Source organism: Paenibacillus haidiansis, assembly GCF_036553665.1.
GTDB lineage: Bacteria > Bacillota > Bacilli > Paenibacillales > Paenibacillaceae > Fontibacillus > Fontibacillus haidiansis.
Map to the genome: position 1 here is coordinate 221613 of NZ_JAZHPZ010000006.1, position 16698 is coordinate 238310.

Below are 16698 nucleotides of genomic sequence, written 5' to 3' on the forward strand. Positions count from 1 at the left end.
GAGCGCAGATCCACCGCCGCCCTTTGGGTGATGGTGCAAAAAGAAATCGGCGACCACATCCGCAGTTGGCGGTTCGGCATCCTGATCGGGATCATCGTGCTCGCCTGCATCGGCTCCATCTTCTCCGCGGTCACGGCCATCCGGGACGGCTCGCTGGACGACAGCACGAGCGGGAACAGCTTCCTGTTCCTGAGAATGTTCACCCTGACCAGCTCCAGCCTGTCGGTGCCGTCGTTCGCCACCTTCTTATCCTGGCTCGGCCCGCTCATCGGCATCGCGCTCGGCTTCGACGCGGTCAATTCCGAACGGAACAAAGGGACCTTGGGCCGACTGCTGTCCCAGCCGATTTACCGCGACGACTTCATCATCGCGAAGTTTGTGTCCGCGCTGTTTCTGATCTCGGTCGTCGTGTTTTCGCTCGGTTTTCTGGTGATGGGGCTCAGCCTGTTCACCATCGGCTATCCGCCGACGCCGGAGGAATTCGGCCGGGTGGTGCTGTTTCTGATTATCGCGGTCGTATACATCGGCTTCTGGCTGAATCTGTCCATTCTGTTTTCGATCCGCTTCCGCCAGGCGGCGACTTCCGCTTTGTCGTCGATCGCGGTCTGGCTGTTCTTCACGATCTTTTACAGCATGATCATCGGCCTGATCAACAGCGCGACCGCCGTGTCACCGCAGGCCGACCCGGCGGCCCAGCTCCGGCAAATGAACTTCATCCTGACGCTGAACCGGATATCGCCGACCGAGCTGTTCTCGGAGACGATCACGACGATGCTCTCGCCCGGCATCCGCTCGCTCGGTCCGCTGACGATGGACCAGCTGGTGGGGGCGATCTCCAGCCCCCTGTCGCTCGGGCAGAGCCTGATCCTGGTTTGGCCGCAGCTCACCGGGCTGATCGCCGCGACCATGATCTGCTTCGGCTTATCCTACGCACTGTTCATGCGTCAGGAAATCCGTTCCCGGGTATAGGATCGGCCACCTCCCCTAAACGAAAAAAGGACCTGAAAGGCACGGGCTAAACCAGCGCCTTTCAGGTCCTTTGCTATCAGTTTCAACTAAATCATTACGCTGACCGGTTCGCCTTTCAGCGGATTCTCCACGATCCAGCTCTTCTTGTCGTTAAAGAGATAGGCCCGGTGGATCAGAACCCGGACATCCTGCCCCGCTTTCAGCGTTTCCTTTTCCAGGGAGCGGAAGGTGGTTAAAGTATGTCCGCCTACCTCCACCTGGACCAGCCATTCACTGCCGCGGAAATGCAAATGCTTCACGACCCCGGGCTCGGTGGCGGATAGAAGCGTGAATTCATGCTCGGGGCCAACCTCAAGGTATTCGGGACGGATCAGCGCCTGCGTCGCCTCGCCTCCGGCTTCGTCTTCGAAGCCTTTCAGATCGGCCGCTCTGTCGACCAGGGTGGACTGCCCGATAAACGAGGCCACAAACGGGGTATTCGGCTCCTTGTAAATATCCCAAGGCGAGCCCTTTTGCTCAAGCCGCCCCTCGCTGATGATCATGATTTCATCGGCGACCTCGATCGCTTCGTCCTGGTCATGCGTGACGAAGATCGAGGTGATGCCGACCCGCTCGATCAGCTCCCGCAGCCAGGAGCGCAGCTCCTGCCGGATCTTGGCGTCGATCGCCGCAAACGGCTCGTCGAGCAGCAGCAATTGCGGCTGCGGGGCCAGCGCCCGGGCAAAGGCGACCCGCTGCCGCTGCCCGCCGGACAATTGATGCGGATAGCGCTTCTCGAAGCCCTTGAGCCCGGTCAGCTCCACCAGTTCCATCACGCGCTCCTGAATGCGGCTCTTGGCCATTTTCTTGACCTGCAGGCCGAAAGCAATATTATCGAATACCGTCATATGCTTAAATAACGCATAGCTCTGAAACACGAAACCGATGCCCCGGTCCTGGGGCGCCAGCGCGTTGACCCGTTCGCCATGAAACAGAATCTCGCCCGAATCCGGCTGCTCCAGCCCGGCCAGCATGCGGAGGATCGACGTTTTTCCGCCGCCGCTTGGCCCCAACAGCCCGATCAACTGGCCTTTCTCGATTCCGAAGCTGACATCCTTTACCGCGTGAAAACTGCCGAAATGTTTATCCAAATTTCGTACTTCCACATGCATGGGAGAGGTCACACCCTTTCGCTTCCTTCTATATAAATCTTATTCATATCTATTTACTTGGTTTTAACTTATAATGACACTTTATCAAACCCTTCGGGCGGCGTCAATAAGTTTCATCGGTCTTTCTGCGGAATCGCCATTGGGTATAATATATATAAGGATCTTTGTAAAATTCGTTAAAAGGAGAGCACGCCGATGCTGCATACTCTGGAGCTGACCACTTCCAAACGGGACGAAATGCGCGAGATTACGCGCGATGTTATCTCGCTCGTTCATCAAAGCGGAGTCAAGGACGGAATCGCCGTCATTTACAGTCCGCATACGACCGCCGGAATCGCGATCAACGAAAACGCCGACCCGGATGTAAAGCATGATGTCCTGTTAAGGCTGGACGAGGTTTATCCCTGGACCCATCCGAAATACCGGCATGCCGAGGGAAATACCGCCTCCCATCTGAAGGCGATTACGGCCGGCTCTTCCCAAACCGTCATTATTCACGAGGGCGAATTGATGCTCGGACGCTGGCAGGGGATTTATTTTTGCGAATTTGACGGCCCCAGACATCGCCAGTACCTGGTCAAAATCATCGAAGGTTAAACGCAAAAAGGCGCGGATCTCCCCGAGAACCGCGTCTTTCGCCATTATGCAATTTGGGTAAGAATCCTGTGCGAAGGATACAACCAAGCCTATAACTAAACGGAAGTATGTTACGCTATTATAGTAACGTAATAAAGGAGTACAGCTATGACAATGTGAAAGGGTAAAGTATGTGTGGAAAACAAAAACGTCCTATGACGTTAGCCGGAAACTGCTTTGACTTAACATTTTGACATGGGCGATGGCGGCGGGCTGGATCTCGTCAAAGGTTAATCGATCCTGGATGTAGAACGAGATAAAACCATGTACCCCCAAAAACATGCTCAGCGGAAACGAAGAATTGCTCTCCAGCGGATGCCTCTCTTCCTTCAGGAAACCGAGAACGATCTTCTCGAACATGTCAAAGCATTTTGCCTGTTCCGACTTGCAGTATGCCAATATTTCCTCGTCCCTGAGCATAAACATGATCTCGTATTGGTGCGGATGCTCCAGGCCGAACCTAATGAACTCCAGCATCAATTGTTCCGTCCTGGTTAAGCCGTCGGCCGGCGGGCGCTTCGTCACTTGCTCGCAAAGCCGGGCCAAGTGGTTGAAATCCTGGACGACGATGGCGTAGAACAACTCCGCCTTTTCTTTGAAATGATAGTACAGCGAACCGTGGCTATAGCCCAAATGCTGCCCGATGCTCCGCATCGAAATTCCGCGATATCCTTTCGTAATGAATAGGTGTCTCGCGGCATCCATTATTCTTTCCCTCGACAACTCCTGCTCTACTGCTCTTCTGGCCATAGGCATTATTCCCCTTCAATAAAGTAAACCTTATTCCCTTCTCTCATAACCGCCTGCCCCTGCGTCATATCGGTCATCCAGTCTCGGAAGGCTTCCGCCTCTCCGTCTTCAGGCAGACACAGCAATGTGACCTTGTCGGCAAACGCGGTTTCTCCTGTTCGAATCCCGCGGTTTCTTAGCTCGTTTTCAACCTTGCCGAGCCATGTGTAATCCAATTCCACAAATACTTCGCGATGCAGCACCCGGGTGATGGCCTCTCCCGCCTCGATCGCGGCGACCGCCCCGTCCGTATAGGCGCGGATTAGTCCTCCGGCCCCCAGCATGATGCCGCCGAAATATCTCGTCACCACGATGGCTACATTTTTCAGCCCCTGATTGCGGATCACTTCCAGAATCGGCTTGCCCGCCGTTCCGCTCGGCTCCCCGTCATCGGACTGCTTCTGGATTTCATCCCTTTCGCCGATCATGTAGGCCGAACAATTGTGAGTCGCGTTCCAATGCCGTTTCTTGATCTCCTCGATAAAGCCTACGGCCTCTTCCTCGCTTTCCACCGGCTTTACATGACCGATGAATCTCGATTTCTTGATGACGATTTCCTTCTCACCGGCTCCGCGAACCGTTTTGTAACGCTCCAGCATATGACTCCATCCTTATGAATGTGCCAAGAAGCAGTCCAGCCGGAAAAATCCGGTGAACTGCTTCCTGGCGGGTGTATTCCTGCCCCTATCGCAAGCGTTTCGTTATTTCGAAAGTCTTGCTTCGAGCTCCGCTTTTTCTTTCTCGTAACCCGGTTTGCCAAGCAGTGCGAACATGTTCTTCTTGTAAGCTTCGACGCCCGGTTGGTCGAACGGGTTGACGCCCATCAGGTATCCGCTGATACCGCAGGCCTTTTCAAAGAAGTATACCAGATAACCGAAGGAATATGGAGTCAAATCCGGAAGGTTCACGACCAAATTCGGCACCTGACCGTCGGTATGCGCAAGCAGCGTGCCTTGGAAAGCCTTCTTGTTGACGAAATCGAGCGTTTTGCCTTCCAGGAAATTGAGTCCGTCGAGATCGGCCGGATCGGATTCGATCGTAATGTGGCTAGGCACTTCGGTTACTTGAATCACCGTTTCGAAAATGTTCCGGTTGCCTTCCTGGATGAATTGGCCCATGGAGTGCAAATCCGTCGAGAAGTCGACCGCCGCCGGGAAAATCCCTTTGTAGTCTTTGCCTTCGCTCTCGCCGTATAGCTGCTTCCACCATTCCGAAACATAGTGCAGGGAAGGCTCGTAGTTGACCAGGATTTCGGTCACTTTGCCTTTGCGGTACAGCGCGTTGCGGACGGCCGCATATTGGTAGCTGGCGTTCTCGGACAGGTTCGGATTGCTGAATTCCTTGGCCGCGTCCGCCGCGCCCTGCATCATGTCGTCGATGCTGATGCCCGCGGTGGCGATCGGCAACAAGCCTACGGCCGTCAGTACGGAATAGCGTCCGCCCACATCGTCCGGAATGACGAAGGTTTCGTAGCCTTCTTCGTTGGACAGCTTCTTGAGCGCGCCCTTCTCGCGGTCGGTAGTGGCGTAAATCCGTTTACGCGCTTCTTCCTTGCCGTATTTCTTCTCCAGCACCGCGCGGAAAATGCGGAATGCGATCGCAGGCTCCGTCGTCGTTCCGGATTTGGAGATCACGTTAATGGAGAAATCCTTGCCTTCGATCAGGTCAAGGAGATGATTGACGTAAGTGGAGCTGATATTATTGCCGGCGAAGTAAATCTCCGGAGTTTTCCGTTTATCCTTCGGAAGAACGTTGTAGAAAGAATGCGAGAGCGATTCGATCGCCGCGCGGGCGCCGAGGTAAGAACCGCCGATGCCGATCACGATCAGCACGTCGGAATCGCTTTGGATTTTGGCCGCCGCTTTCTTGATGCGGGAGAACTCTTCTTTATCGTATGCCGTCGGGAGATCGATCCAACCGAGGAAGTCGGAGCCGGCGCCCGTTCCGTTATGTAATTGGTCATGAGCCGCGCGAACCTGCGCTTCCAGGTTATCCACTTCGTGTTGCCCCACAAATTGCAAGGCCGCGCTGTAATCGAATGTTACTTTTTTAGCCATGATGAATATTACCTCCATCTCTTTATTGTGACACTGCCTATCCACTGAACAAACCTGACATTGTAATTAGGATACTTTAAAATACCCGTTAAAACAAGGGTACAATATACAGGTTTCCAGCCCGCATGGTAAAATATTTAAATGATGTTCAATTCTTTTGAGAAGGTGACGACTTTGAAAAAAATCGGATTTATCGGGCTTGGCACGATGGGCGCTCCCATGGCCGCCAATTTGCTGAAACAAGGTTACGAGGTAACCGTATATAACCGCACGGCGAGCAAATGCGAGCCGCTGGCCGCACTGGGCGCGGCGGTGGCCGCCACGCCACGGGAGGCGGCAAGCGGCGCCGACGCGGTCATCACGATGGTCAGCGACGACGCCTCCATCGCGGCCGTGTACGAAGGCCCGGACGGCCTCCTGGCGGGCCTTGGCGCAGGCGCGGTCGTGATCGACAGCAGCACGGTCTCGCCTGCGCTGGTGAAGCGGGTCGCCGCGCTCGTCCGCGAGCGGGGCGGCGACTTCCTCGACGCGCCCGTGACCGGCAGCTCGCCGGCCGCCATCGACGGCACGCTCGTGTTTATGGTCGGCGGGGACGCCGGTACGCTCGCCAAAGCGCAGGGCATCTTCGACTGCCTTGGCAAGAAGGTGCTGCACATGGGCGAGAACGGCAGCGGCGCGGTCGCGAAGCTCGCGCATAATACCATCGTCGGCATCAACAACCTGGCCTTGGCCGAAGGCTTCGCCATCGCGGCCAAATCCGGGCTGCCGGCGGACCGCTTCCTCGAGCTCGTCCAGCTCGGCTCGGCGGGCAGCAAGGCCGCCGAGCTGAAGGGCCGCAAAATCATCGAGCACGATTTCACCAACCAGTTCTCGCTCGCGCTCATGCTGAAGGACCTGAAGCTTGCCTCCTCGCTGACGGACGGCGCGAGCATTCCGTCGCCGATGCTCAACCTGGCCAAAAGCCTGTTCCAGGCCGGCCAGACCGAAGGCTTCGGCGACGAGGACCTCTCGTCCGTGGTCAAAATCTACGAAGCCTGGATCGGGCAGAAGATCGGGGACGGGAAATAAGGGGCAGCGCAATAGTCTCGCACTGCCTTATCCCCGTCAAGTCAAGTAATTAACTGGATTTCCTACAGTTAATTTCACCGGATCAGCCATTCTGCCGCGATTAAATGGAAAACCTACAGCTAATTCCGGCCATTTGCGCTCCGACTCGGAGAATCCCAAGGAATAACTGGAGGTTTTCCAGTTATTTAACACCAAACTAGCAATGCCAGAAAAATAACTGTAGGTTCTCCAGCTATTTTGAGTAAATTAAAATGGAAAAGGCAGGTACAGCGCTCAGCATGTACCTGCCTTTTGTATTTGATATAAGTTAGGTTAAGCCTTGGCCACGTAGGAGCAGCAGTAATCCGTCACACTGCGGACTTCCAGCTTGAAGGAGGATCTGGCCGGCACGGTAAACGTGCCGCGGCCGCTGATCTCCCGCCACAGCGTCTCGCCGGGAAGCAGAACCTTCAAGTCTCCCGAGAGAATATCCATGACCTCGAGCGAATCCGTCCCGAATTCATATTCCCCGGGAAGCATGATCCCGAGCGTAATTTTGCCGCCGTCCGGAAGCCATACGTTCCGGCTCGTCACCTTGCCGTCAAAATAAATATTGGCGGCTTTGTCTACAGTTACATTCTTCAGTTGCTGCTCCACGTTTCCCGCTCCCCTCAAGGCTAAATCGATTGCTTACTTCAACTGATCCTTCACGTGCTTCACGACATTTTCCACAGTAAAGCCGTACTCTGCGATCACTTTGTCCCCAGGCGCGGATGCTCCGAAGATGTCGATGCCGATCACGGAGCCTTTCTCGCCGACATAACGCTCCCATCCGAATGGATGAGCCATTTCCACGGCGACGCGGGCTTTGACGTCCGGCAGAATGACGGAGTCTTTATAAGCCTGGTCCTGCTTGTCGAACAGATCCCAGCTCGGCAAGCTGATAACGCGGACATGAATGCCTTCTTCCGCCAATGCGGCTTGTGCTTTAACCGCAAGCTGCACTTCAGAGCCGGTAGCGATGATTTGCGCCACAGGCTTGCCGTCCTTCGCATCGGATACAACGTATCCGCCGCGTTTCACGCCTTCGCGCGCCAGTTCCGCCGTCTTCTCGAGGATCGGCAGGTTTTGACGGGTCAGCACCAAGGCTACCGGATTCGAAGTATTTTCAACCGCATAAGCCCAAGCGGCCGAAGTTTCGTTGCCGTCGGCCGGACGAATGACCGTCAGACCAGGAATGATGCGCAGGGAAGCGAGCTGCTCGATCGGTTCGTGAGTCGGTCCGTCTTCGCCTACGGCGATACTGTCGTGCGTCAGCACGTAAGTCACCGGCAGCTTCATGATCGAAGCCAGACGAACGGCCGGACGAAGGTAATCGGTGAACACGAAGAATGTGCCGCCGAATACTTTAAGCCCGCTGTGCAGGGCGATCCCGTTCATGGCCGCGGCCATGCCGAATTCGCGAACGCCGAAATACAGGTTGCGTCCGGCGCGAGATTCCGGCGTGTATTGGTCAAGGCCGTTCAAATGCGTCATCGTGGAGCTTTCCAGGTCGGCCGAGCCGCCCAAAAGTTGCGGAACGCCGCCGGTCAAACCGTTCAGCGCGTTGCCGGAAGCGACGCGAGTCGATACGGCTTTGTCTTCCGCGCTGTACTTCGGAAGATCTTTGTCCCAGCCGGCAGGAAGCTCGCCTGCGGAGGCTTTTTCGAATTGAGCGGCCAGTTCCGGGTATTCCGCTTTATATTTTGCAAATGTTTCATCCCAAGCTTTGTTCGCCGCGATGCCGCGTTCTTTCACTTTGGCAAAATGCTCGCGGACTTCTTCAGGCACATAGAAGTCTTCTTCATAGACCCATTTGTAGAATTCCTTCGTCAACTTCGCTTCTTCGGCGCCGAGCGGGGAACCGTGCGTACCGCCGTGTCCGCCTTTGCCTTGCTTGTTCGGGCTGCCGTAGCCGATGATCGTCTTCACTTCGATCAAAGTAGGGCGCTCAGTTTCGCGTTTACCCTCTTCAATCGCTGCCGCGATCGCAGCCAGATCGTTGCCGTCCTCTACGCGCAGCGTTTGCCAGCCGTAAGCTTCAAAACGCTGTCTTACGTTCTCGGAGAAGCTGAGGTTCAGCTTGCCGTCCAGCGAAATGTCGTTGGAGTCATAAAGGAAGATCAGTTTGCCAAGCTTCAGATGACCGGCCAGGGAAGCCGCTTCGCTCGCTACGCCTTCCATCAGGTCGCCGTCGCCGCAGATGCCGTAAGTATAATGGTCGATAACCTTCAGGTCGCCCTTGTTGTAAGTTGCCGCAAGCTGCGTTTCGGCCAGCGCCATACCTACCGCCATGGCGATCCCTTGGCCGAGCGGACCGGTAGTGGCGTCAACGCCCGCCGTATGACCGAATTCCGGATGGCCAGGCGTTTTGCTGCCCCATTGGCGGAATTGCTTGATCTCTTCCATCGGGAGATCGTAACCGGACAAATGCAGCAAGCTGTACAGCAGCATGGAGCCGTGGCCGGCGGACAGCACGAAACGGTCGCGGTTGATCCATGTCGGATTCTCCGGGTTATGGTTCATCGTTTTGGCGAACAGCTGATAGCCCATCGGAGCGGAGCCCATCGGCATGCCGGGATGGCCCGATTTCGCCTTCTCGATCGCATCGATCGCCAGCGTACGGATCGTGGTGATCGACAGATTGTCAATCGTATTGTTGTCAGAAAGTGGCATTTCTTTTCCTCCTTAGGTCTCGAAAAATACTTGTGCAAAACGCAAAACAAAGCTTGGTAAATAAAACATTCAAATTGAAATGATCATTTTGACTTTTTCTATTGTACCACTACATGCATCCGTTTTCCATACCCTATTGCTTGGGTAGGGCTGCCTCTCCTAGCTTTCCCTCGCCGGGCACAAGAATATTTATGCGCTGCCGCTGCCGGTACTCGGTCGGGGTTAAATCGAACCGTTTTCTGAATACCTGGGTGAAATGCCGCATATCCTGATACCCTACTTGCTCGGCGATTTCCGCCAGCTTCAGCCGCGGATTCATCAGCAGTAGCTTGGCCTGCTCCAGTCTCAGGGAAGTCACGTATTCCTTGTACCCCTGGCCCGTCTTCTGTTTAAACAATTGGCTGAAATAAGCCGGGTTCAAAAATACGGCCGCCGCAGTCTTCTCCAGCGACAGCTCCTCGCAATAATGCCCTTGGATGTATTCCAGGGCGATCTCGATCGCCTTGTCGCCGCTTCCTTTCAGGGGCTCCGGTTCGGAAGCATGGACCGCGCAGGCGGCCCTCATCTGGGCAACGAGCTGCGGAATGGCCGCGATATCGTTATTTTTCCCGGAAACTACCATTTGAAAAGGCACCTTCAGACAGCGGCTCATCTGCGTCTTGGCCTTGTCCTGGAATTCCCCGATTCCGGCCCGGTTCCCCAAGGTGAACAGACCTAGCAGACTATTCGCATCATAGCTGATGACAAATCCGCGCCCATATGCCTCAAACAGCTCGCCCAATACATTGTCCACGATAAAATGCTCCAGCCGGACGCTGCGGTTCCCCGTATTCATTTGCAGATAAACCAAATAAAACTCGCGATATTCGTCCGTCAGCGTTCCCATATCGGAACTCGAAACGTCCAGTCCCAACGTAAGCCGTTGGAATACCCCTTCGCGGACATACTTGAAACCGGCTCTCAGCCGCTCCCCTTCCTTGAAGTTCTCGCTTTCCAGGCGAATCTCCTCTTCCAGGCTGCCGATAATTTCATAGAGCCGGTTTTTGCCGATCGGCTTAAGCAAATAATCGCGGGCTCCCAGCCGCACCGCCTCTTGGGCATAGGAAAATTCGCCGTGCGCGGAAATTACGACCCATTTGACGCGCGGATATTTCCGCTTCATGATTTTCATCAACTCCAGCCCGCTGACCCCCGGCATCAAAATATCGGTCAATACGATATCGATCTCCTGCGCCTCCAGCATACTGACCGCTTCCTCCGCAGAAGCCGCCAGATAGACGCCGCAGTCCGGCCAGGTGCGCCGGATCGTTCTTCGCACGCCCTCGCGGATGGCGCGTTCGTCGTCGGCGATGAGAATTTCCATGGGCAAGCGTCACTCCTTTCTAGGCAAGGGCATGATAATGGCTACCTTCGTTCCAATTCCCGGCGCGCTATCGATCTTTAATCCGGCCGCGTCCCCAAACATATATTTCAAACGGCGGTGGAGGTTTTGCAATCCGATCCCTCCCTTTCCGTTTTCTTTCGTCCCCGAACGATCCAAAGATTCCTGGAGCAGCCTGAGCTTCTCCGTGTCCATGCCGCTTCCGTTATCCTCGACAATGACGCGCAGCACGCGCTCCTCTTCCTCGGTGTAAATTTTCAATACGGCGGGGCGATCCACCCTCTCCAGCCCATGCTTGACCGCATTCTCGATGACCGGCTGCACCGTCATCTTCGGCAGGTGGAAATCCATCAGCCGCTCGCCGATTCCGGTTTGGATGTGCAGGCGGCCGTCAAACCGGATGGTGATAATCTTCAAATAATGGCCGGTTTGCTCCAATTCCTCGCGGAGCGTGACCTCCGCCCCTTCCTCCCACTGGCTGCTGTAGCGGAACATCGACGACAGCGCAAGCACAAGCTCGCCGAGCTGGTCCTCCTCTTTTTCGTCGAGCATCCAATAGATCATATCCAGCGTGTTGTACAAAAAATGCGGGTTGACCTGCGACTGCAGGGCGTGGATTTCCGCGTTTTTTTCGCTGACGGATGAAAGCTTGACCCGCTCGATCAATTCCTTGATCCGGTTGACCATCCGGTTGAAGGAAGCGACCAGGATGTTGATTTCCTGATAGGAGGACACCTTCAGCATCCCGCGGAAATTCCCGATTTCCACCTGCTTCATCTCGCGGATCAGCTTCTTGAGCGGGGAGGCAAACGTCCGCGATACGATCGAGGCGATCAAGGCGGAAACCAGGATAAGAATCGAGATGACGATGAGGAGATACCGCTTCATCTCCACCAATTCCACATTCAGATCCCTATCCGGCGTCACGCTGACCACCGACCATCCCGACAGCGGCAGCCTTGAGGCCACAACGAGGCGGCCCGCTTCCTCCTCGACGAATACGTCCTCCCGGCCCGTAAGCGGAAGCCGCCGCAAATCCTCAGGCGGCTCCTGTCCGGCTCCGGAGGACACGACCCGCCCGTCCTCGGACATCAGATACACCTCGCTGTGTTCTCCCAGCTTTAAATTGTCCAGCGCATCCAACACGGGCTGCGGATTCATTTCATAAAGCGCGATGCCGATCGGTTTGTGTTCATTGAGGTCATAAATTTGCCGGCCGAAAGCGAATACGGGGCTGTCCTCCACCTGATCGATCAGCGAATGCTCATACACGCCGAGCCAGACCATTTTCCCCGATGAAGCCTTGACCCGACGGTACCAATCCTGCTTGGGATAATCCGGATCCACTACATTCATATAATTTCCGTAATTATATATCTTTCCTTTATCGGTGATGACATGAATACCGACCAGATCATCCCGCGAATAAAAAATAGCGCCGATAATATCCGTTACCCTCTGTTCGATAATGTACGCCACCGCCGGTTCGTCGGCCGGTTCATTCAACAGCCGGATCAATTCGAAGTTATTGCTCAGCGATTTGGACAGGCTGTCGTAACCCTCGTACAGCAAGCCGAACAGCCCTGCGGTCTGGGCGACGTTTTTTTGCGACAGATCGCCGATTTTCTCGTGAAATTGCTGAGTCGTCCGGTTGTAATACAGCAGGCTGACAATCAGCAGAATGCCGGACATACAAAAAAGAAACAGCAAAAACAACCGATGGTGAATGGAATGAAGACCGTTAGGCAATGGATTCCCTCCTTCCCTCGCTGCTTTGCTGCTCCTCTATTATAAGACGGCCACTCCGTTTTGTAAGCTTAATTCGATTCAACCTTTGACCGCGCCGGCCACCATCCCCTTCGTAATCTGGCCCGAGAGGAAGAAATAGATCAGAATGACCGGCAGCGCGCCCATGATCAGGAAGGCACCGATGTTGCCGTAGTTGACGGAATACTGGCTGACGAATGTGTAAACCCCGAACGGCAGTGTTTTCAGTTTCTCGGATGAGATGAACGTGGCCGCCAGAATATATTCATTCCAGATATTGATGAACGTCAAAATGCACACCGTCATCATCGGCGGGACGGAAACCGGCAGAATGACGCTGCGGAAAATCCGGAAAACGCTGGCCCCGTCGATATAAGCCGATTCCTCAATCTCATGGGGAATGCCTTTCATAAATCCGCTCAGGATAAAGACGGAAATCGGGGTCGAGAATGCGATATAGGGCAGGATCAGCGACAAATGAGTATTCAGGATTTCTATATTTTTGAAAATAATCATCAGCGGCAGCAGCGTCGCCTGCATCGGGATCATCATCCCCATCAGAAACACCGTCATCACCGCTCCGCCGTAGCGCCAGCGGAACCGCGAAATCGCATAGGCCGCCATCGAACTGAGCAAAATGACGCAAATCATCGTGACGCCGGTGACAAGTATGCTGTTGGACAAATATTTGAGATAATTACCCGCTTCGTACGCCTCTTTGTAGTTATGCCATTGCGGCGATTTCGGGAGCGAGAAAAAGCTGCCGCCGAGAATCTCCTCATTCGTTTTCAAAGAATAAAAGAGCAGCCAAAACAGCGGGTAAAGCTGAGTAATGACCGGGACGGCTAAAAGGAGATACACGACTCCTTTTTTGAATTTTGCCATGGCGCTCACTCCTTCCTACCCGTATCTTTGTTCGAGTTTATTGAAGATGAAATTAATGAAGACCGTAAACACCAGACACAGGACGACCAGGAAGGCGGCAAGCGCGCTGCCGTATCCGTACTTCAGGGACAGGAACGAGCTGTTGTACATATGCGTCGAAATGACGTCGGTTGCATGGGCCGGTCCTCCCCCCGTCATGACCATCACCATGTCGAAGGCCTGCAAAGATCCGATAAACGCGAGCACGATCGATATTTTGAAGATCGGAACGATAAGCGGCATCGTGATGTAACGATCCGCCTTGAACCCTTCCGCTCCGTCGATTTTGGCGGCTTCATACAGCTCATCCGGAATGTTGGACACCCCGGTGAATTGAATCAGAAGATGGTAGCCGAAATACTGCCAGAGCGAGACAATATATATGCTGTACATGGCGATCTTCGGCTCCGTCAGCCAATTATGCGTGAAGTTATCCAGCCCGAGAGAGATCAGGACGCCGTTCAGCATCCCTCCCATCGAGGCGGGGTTGTAGATGGTTTTCCACAGTTGGCCGATGATCACGACCGATAAAATAACGGGGGTAAAATAAATCGACGCCAACCGGTTGCCGTTCTTCGCATGGCGGTGAAGCAGAATCGCCATCCCCAAGCAAAGCGGAATTTCCAGCATGGAAGCCAGCGCATACAGCAAAGTGCGTCTGACGGAAGGCCAGAAAACCGGGTCGTGCCAAAACATTTCGCGAAAATTGTTCAGTCCGATAAATTCCGCGCCGGTAATTCCATCCCATTTCAGCAAGCCGCTGTAAAAAGAAACCAGGATGGGAACAAATACAAGGCACACGTAAAGCGCCAGACACGGCAATACGAACACAGCTATCGTTGCGGCCGGCACCTTGAGCACTTTCATCCTCATTCGCCCTTTCAAATAAATTCGATGCGAAGCAGCGTGAAGGTTTGCTTCGCATCGATGAACAGCGCCGCTTAATGGTTATTCTTTATTCGCTTCAAACGCCGCTTGGTGTTCCTTGGCCACTTGCGTGGATTCGACCTTTTGGACAAAGAGGTTCTGAATGCTGCTGAGATGCACCTGCGCCGTCGCCGGGTTCATCGTATTGTCGAACGCCAGGTCGCCGCCTTTAACATTATTGAATAGTCCCGCGACTTCGATCGCCAGGTCGGAATAGCCTGCGGCTTTCAAGTCGCCGTCTACCTTTTGCCCTAGCCCTACCGCGTTTTTCAACTCAAATTGCTTCTTCGGGAAATTCAGCGCGAAGAAATTGAGGAAATCCTTCGTCTCCTGTAAATGCTCGCTGTTTGCGGAGATCGCGAAGGCGCTGCCCGGAGCCAGCATAAATTCGTTGGGATCGCCCTTGCCATTGACGGTCGGGAATTGGAAGGCGCCCACTTTCCCGGCTACGGACGAAGCGTCGATGGCGCCCGTTTCCCAGGAGCCGATGACCCACATGGCCGCTTGGCCCGTTTTGAAGATGTTGCCCCCGGCGTTGGCGTCGATCGAAGTCGCCCCGTCCGGGAATGCGCCGGCCTGCACCAGCTCCTGGAAGCAGTCGACCGCTTCGATAAAGGCGGGATCTTCGAACGTCTTCTTGCCGTCCATCACATCCTGCAGGAATCCGGGGCCGCCGTTCGTGCGAAGCAGAATGTTCATAAACAGGAACGATCCGGTCCAGGAGTCTTTTTCGCCGATCGCCAGCGGAGTAATGCCTTTTTCTTTCAGCGTTTTCACATCGGCCAGGAATTCATCGAATGTCGTCTGCACCTTGGCGATGCCGGCTTGCTCGAACAGCTCCTTGTTATAATAAACAACTTCGATATTATTGCCGTCCGGCAGCGCGTAAATATTGCCGTCAAAGCTGTAATAATCGAGCAAGCCGCTTTGGTACGTATCCTTCAAACCGTTTTGATCGAGCATGTCGTTCAGCGGAGCAAGCAGCCCGGCATCGACGAACGGCTTCATTTGCGCAGACGGATTGACGATCGTAATATCCGGCACTTCCTTGGAGGCCGCCTGCGTTTTCAATTTCACTTTTTGCTGGTCGGTATTGAGCGTATCCAGCTCGATATGAATATTGGGATGGTCCGCCTCGTACTCGGCCACCAGTTCGTTCAGCGTCTTGTAGGAAGGAGTTGTCGGGTCCGGGTAAATATTCTGGAAGGTAATCGTGACTTTCTTATCGTTTGAGCTTTGCACCTCGGCACCGCCTTCGGTTTTCTCGCCCCCGGCCTCCCCGTTTTTGGCGTTGTTTCCGCAAGCCGTAAGGCCAAGCGCCATCGTCATCGTCAGGATTAGCGCCAATAGCTTAATCGCCTTTCTTTTTCCCATTCATACCTGCCCCCTTGTTCAAGATAAATCCATTATTGCGCCGTAAAGCGCTTCCAACAAGGCGCGAAATTTGGAATTCAGGTTTGTTTTTTTCAGATATAAGTAGACACAAAAAAGCCCCCGCATGAGGGGGCAGGAATGGATCTAACTTCTAACCGGGCTTAGTTTTTTGATTACGGAGTTGACGGTCAGTCGGTGATAGCTGATCAGCCTGCCTTGATAGACAACGGCAAAAACGCCGTACGGAGTCGGGGACAAAGCCATCAGCTCTTCCCTGCTTGCAAGCTCGCGGATTTCCGCTTTGATGCCGAGCCTCGCTGCGCCTTCGATCACATTGCTGGTGGCGACGTCGAGATATGGGCATTGGAAGGTGCGCAGGACCGTCAAATTGTCGTATCTGGCCAGACGCGCTTCCCAATCGCTCGGGAAGTATGGGGACGGAGCCCCCTCACTAAATTTATGCACAAGCAGTTCAAACCCGTAAGGGGCGGAATCAGCGGGAATGAACCCGTTTCTCATAAAAATCTCCTTGCCGGGGGCCCATGCAGTATCCTGGTTTGTCACCACAGCCACTCCATGTTTACCCTGCCCGGCCGCATCCGCGATGCATTTTCGAATTAATTCGGTTCCGTATCCCTTCCCCGTCTCGCTCACCCACAGGCAATGAATGACCAAATAATTGTCCGCATAGACGACTCTCGAGGAATACTCGGCGTCGGTGTACTCGATAAATCCGACTTGTTTTTTGTCCGCGTATAATTGCACATATTTCAGTCCTTCGCCGAGCCGGTCATGCAGCCAATGGTTTTTGGCCAGATATCCTGGCGAATTCTTTCTGCTTCGTAAGCAATAGCTGCCCGTTCCTTCCAGCAGCTCATGGTTTAACTCGATCAGTTGCATTACCGGCGTATCCCCTTCGCAAGATATTTTTGGAGAGAAGGTTTGGCGATGCAGGAAAAGT

Annotated in this window: 15 protein-coding genes; 3 read left to right on the top strand and 12 right to left on the bottom strand. The window is 54.3% G+C overall.

Translation table 11 applies throughout. The annotated features are described in order from the left end of the window. The first annotated feature begins 30 nt into the window (after positions 1-30). A complete protein-coding gene (locus V3851_RS14485; protein ID WP_414859320.1) occupies positions 31-969 on the top strand; it encodes an ABC transporter permease in 939 nt (312 codons plus the stop codon). Positions 970-1055: 86 nt separating this feature from the next. Here V3851_RS14485 and V3851_RS14490 read toward each other — a convergent pair whose 3' ends face one another. After that, complete coding sequence (locus V3851_RS14490) at positions 1056-2120, bottom strand: sulfate/molybdate ABC transporter ATP-binding protein (protein WP_331847360.1); 1065 nt, start codon at positions 2118-2120, stop codon at positions 1056-1058. Positions 2121-2315: 195 nt separating this feature from the next. Here V3851_RS14490 and V3851_RS14495 point away from each other — a divergent pair, with 195 nt between their 5' ends. Further along, entirely contained in the window at positions 2316-2717 is a 402-nt protein-coding gene (locus V3851_RS14495; protein WP_331847268.1) for a secondary thiamine-phosphate synthase enzyme YjbQ, read from the top strand. A 192-nt stretch (positions 2718-2909) separates the two neighbouring features. On the opposite strand, the gene V3851_RS14500 is transcribed toward V3851_RS14495, so the two are convergent. The 3 genes from V3851_RS14500 to V3851_RS14510 form a co-directional block, all read right to left on the bottom strand. After that, positions 2910-3506 (bottom strand): TetR/AcrR family transcriptional regulator, encoded by a 597-nt coding sequence (locus V3851_RS14500; protein WP_331847269.1) that lies wholly within the window; start codon positions 3504-3506, stop codon positions 2910-2912. Between the two features lie 5 nt (positions 3507-3511). Next, positions 3512-4144 (bottom strand): YigZ family protein, encoded by a 633-nt coding sequence (locus V3851_RS14505; protein ID WP_331847270.1) that lies wholly within the window; start codon positions 4142-4144, stop codon positions 3512-3514. A 102-nt stretch (positions 4145-4246) separates the two neighbouring features. After that, complete coding sequence (locus tag V3851_RS14510) at positions 4247-5602, bottom strand: glucose-6-phosphate isomerase (RefSeq protein WP_331847271.1); 1356 nt, start codon at positions 5600-5602, stop codon at positions 4247-4249. A 174-nt stretch (positions 5603-5776) separates the two neighbouring features. On the opposite strand from V3851_RS14510, the gene V3851_RS14515 reads away from it, so the two are divergent. Continuing rightward, positions 5777-6670, top strand: coding sequence for an NAD(P)-dependent oxidoreductase (locus tag V3851_RS14515; RefSeq protein ID WP_331847272.1), 894 nt, complete (start codon positions 5777-5779; stop codon positions 6668-6670). Positions 6671-6982: 312 nt separating this feature from the next. Here V3851_RS14515 and ppnP read toward each other — a convergent pair whose 3' ends face one another. The 8 genes from ppnP to V3851_RS14555 all read right to left on the bottom strand — a co-directional run bounded on the left by ppnP (position 6983) and on the right by V3851_RS14555 (position 16637). Beyond that, entirely contained in the window at positions 6983-7306 is a 324-nt protein-coding gene (ppnP, locus tag V3851_RS14520) for a pyrimidine/purine nucleoside phosphorylase (protein WP_331847273.1), read from the bottom strand. A gap of 33 nt (positions 7307-7339) precedes the next feature. After that, on the bottom strand, positions 7340-9364 hold the full coding sequence (tkt, locus tag V3851_RS14525; RefSeq protein WP_331847274.1) for a transketolase: 2025 nt from the start codon (positions 9362-9364) through the stop codon (positions 7340-7342). Between the two features lie 133 nt (positions 9365-9497). Then, positions 9498-10727 carry a response regulator transcription factor gene (locus V3851_RS14530; RefSeq protein WP_331847275.1) on the bottom strand — a complete coding sequence of 410 codons (1230 nt, stop codon included), beginning with the start codon at positions 10725-10727 and terminating at the stop codon, positions 9498-9500. A 9-nt stretch (positions 10728-10736) separates the two neighbouring features. Then, positions 10737-12494 (bottom strand): sensor histidine kinase, encoded by a 1758-nt coding sequence (locus V3851_RS14535; RefSeq protein WP_414859311.1) that lies wholly within the window; start codon positions 12492-12494, stop codon positions 10737-10739. A 78-nt stretch (positions 12495-12572) separates the two neighbouring features. Then, entirely contained in the window at positions 12573-13397 is an 825-nt protein-coding gene (locus tag V3851_RS14540; protein WP_331847276.1) for a carbohydrate ABC transporter permease, read from the bottom strand. Positions 13398-13412: 15 nt separating this feature from the next. Beyond that, positions 13413-14303, bottom strand: coding sequence for a carbohydrate ABC transporter permease (locus V3851_RS14545; RefSeq protein ID WP_331847277.1), 891 nt, complete (start codon positions 14301-14303; stop codon positions 13413-13415). Positions 14304-14384: 81 nt separating this feature from the next. After that, positions 14385-15737, bottom strand: coding sequence for an extracellular solute-binding protein (locus tag V3851_RS14550; RefSeq protein WP_331847278.1), 1353 nt, complete (start codon positions 15735-15737; stop codon positions 14385-14387). 144 nt (positions 15738-15881) lie between these two features. After that, positions 15882-16637 (bottom strand): GNAT family N-acetyltransferase, encoded by a 756-nt coding sequence (locus tag V3851_RS14555; RefSeq protein WP_331847279.1) that lies wholly within the window; start codon positions 16635-16637, stop codon positions 15882-15884. Positions 16638-16698: the final 61 nt, after the last annotated feature.

Coding starts and splice junctions, on each gene's coding strand:
- V3851_RS14550 (WP_331847278.1), bottom strand. CDS start 15,737: ATGGGAAAAAGAAAGGCGATTAAGCTATTGGCGCTAATCCTGACGATG.
- V3851_RS14490 (WP_331847360.1), bottom strand. CDS start 2,120: ATGCATGTGGAAGTACGAAATTTGGATAAACATTTCGGCAGTTTTCAC.
- V3851_RS14530 (WP_331847275.1), bottom strand. CDS start 10,727: ATGGAAATTCTCATCGCCGACGACGAACGCGCCATCCGCGAGGGCGTG.
- V3851_RS14485 (WP_414859320.1), top strand. CDS start 31: ATGGTGCAAAAAGAAATCGGCGACCACATCCGCAGTTGGCGGTTCGGC.
- V3851_RS14510 (WP_331847271.1), bottom strand. CDS start 5,602: ATGGCTAAAAAAGTAACATTCGATTACAGCGCGGCCTTGCAATTTGTG.
- V3851_RS14495 (WP_331847268.1), top strand. CDS start 2,316: ATGCTGCATACTCTGGAGCTGACCACTTCCAAACGGGACGAAATGCGC.
- V3851_RS14555 (WP_331847279.1), bottom strand. CDS start 16,637: ATGCAACTGATCGAGTTAAACCATGAGCTGCTGGAAGGAACGGGCAGC.
- V3851_RS14500 (WP_331847269.1), bottom strand. CDS start 3,506: ATGGCCAGAAGAGCAGTAGAGCAGGAGTTGTCGAGGGAAAGAATAATG.
- V3851_RS14540 (WP_331847276.1), bottom strand. CDS start 13,397: ATGGCAAAATTCAAAAAAGGAGTCGTGTATCTCCTTTTAGCCGTCCCG.
- V3851_RS14545 (WP_331847277.1), bottom strand. CDS start 14,303: ATGAAAGTGCTCAAGGTGCCGGCCGCAACGATAGCTGTGTTCGTATTG.
- tkt (WP_331847274.1), bottom strand. CDS start 9,364: ATGCCACTTTCTGACAACAATACGATTGACAATCTGTCGATCACCACG.
- V3851_RS14505 (WP_331847270.1), bottom strand. CDS start 4,144: ATGCTGGAGCGTTACAAAACGGTTCGCGGAGCCGGTGAGAAGGAAATC.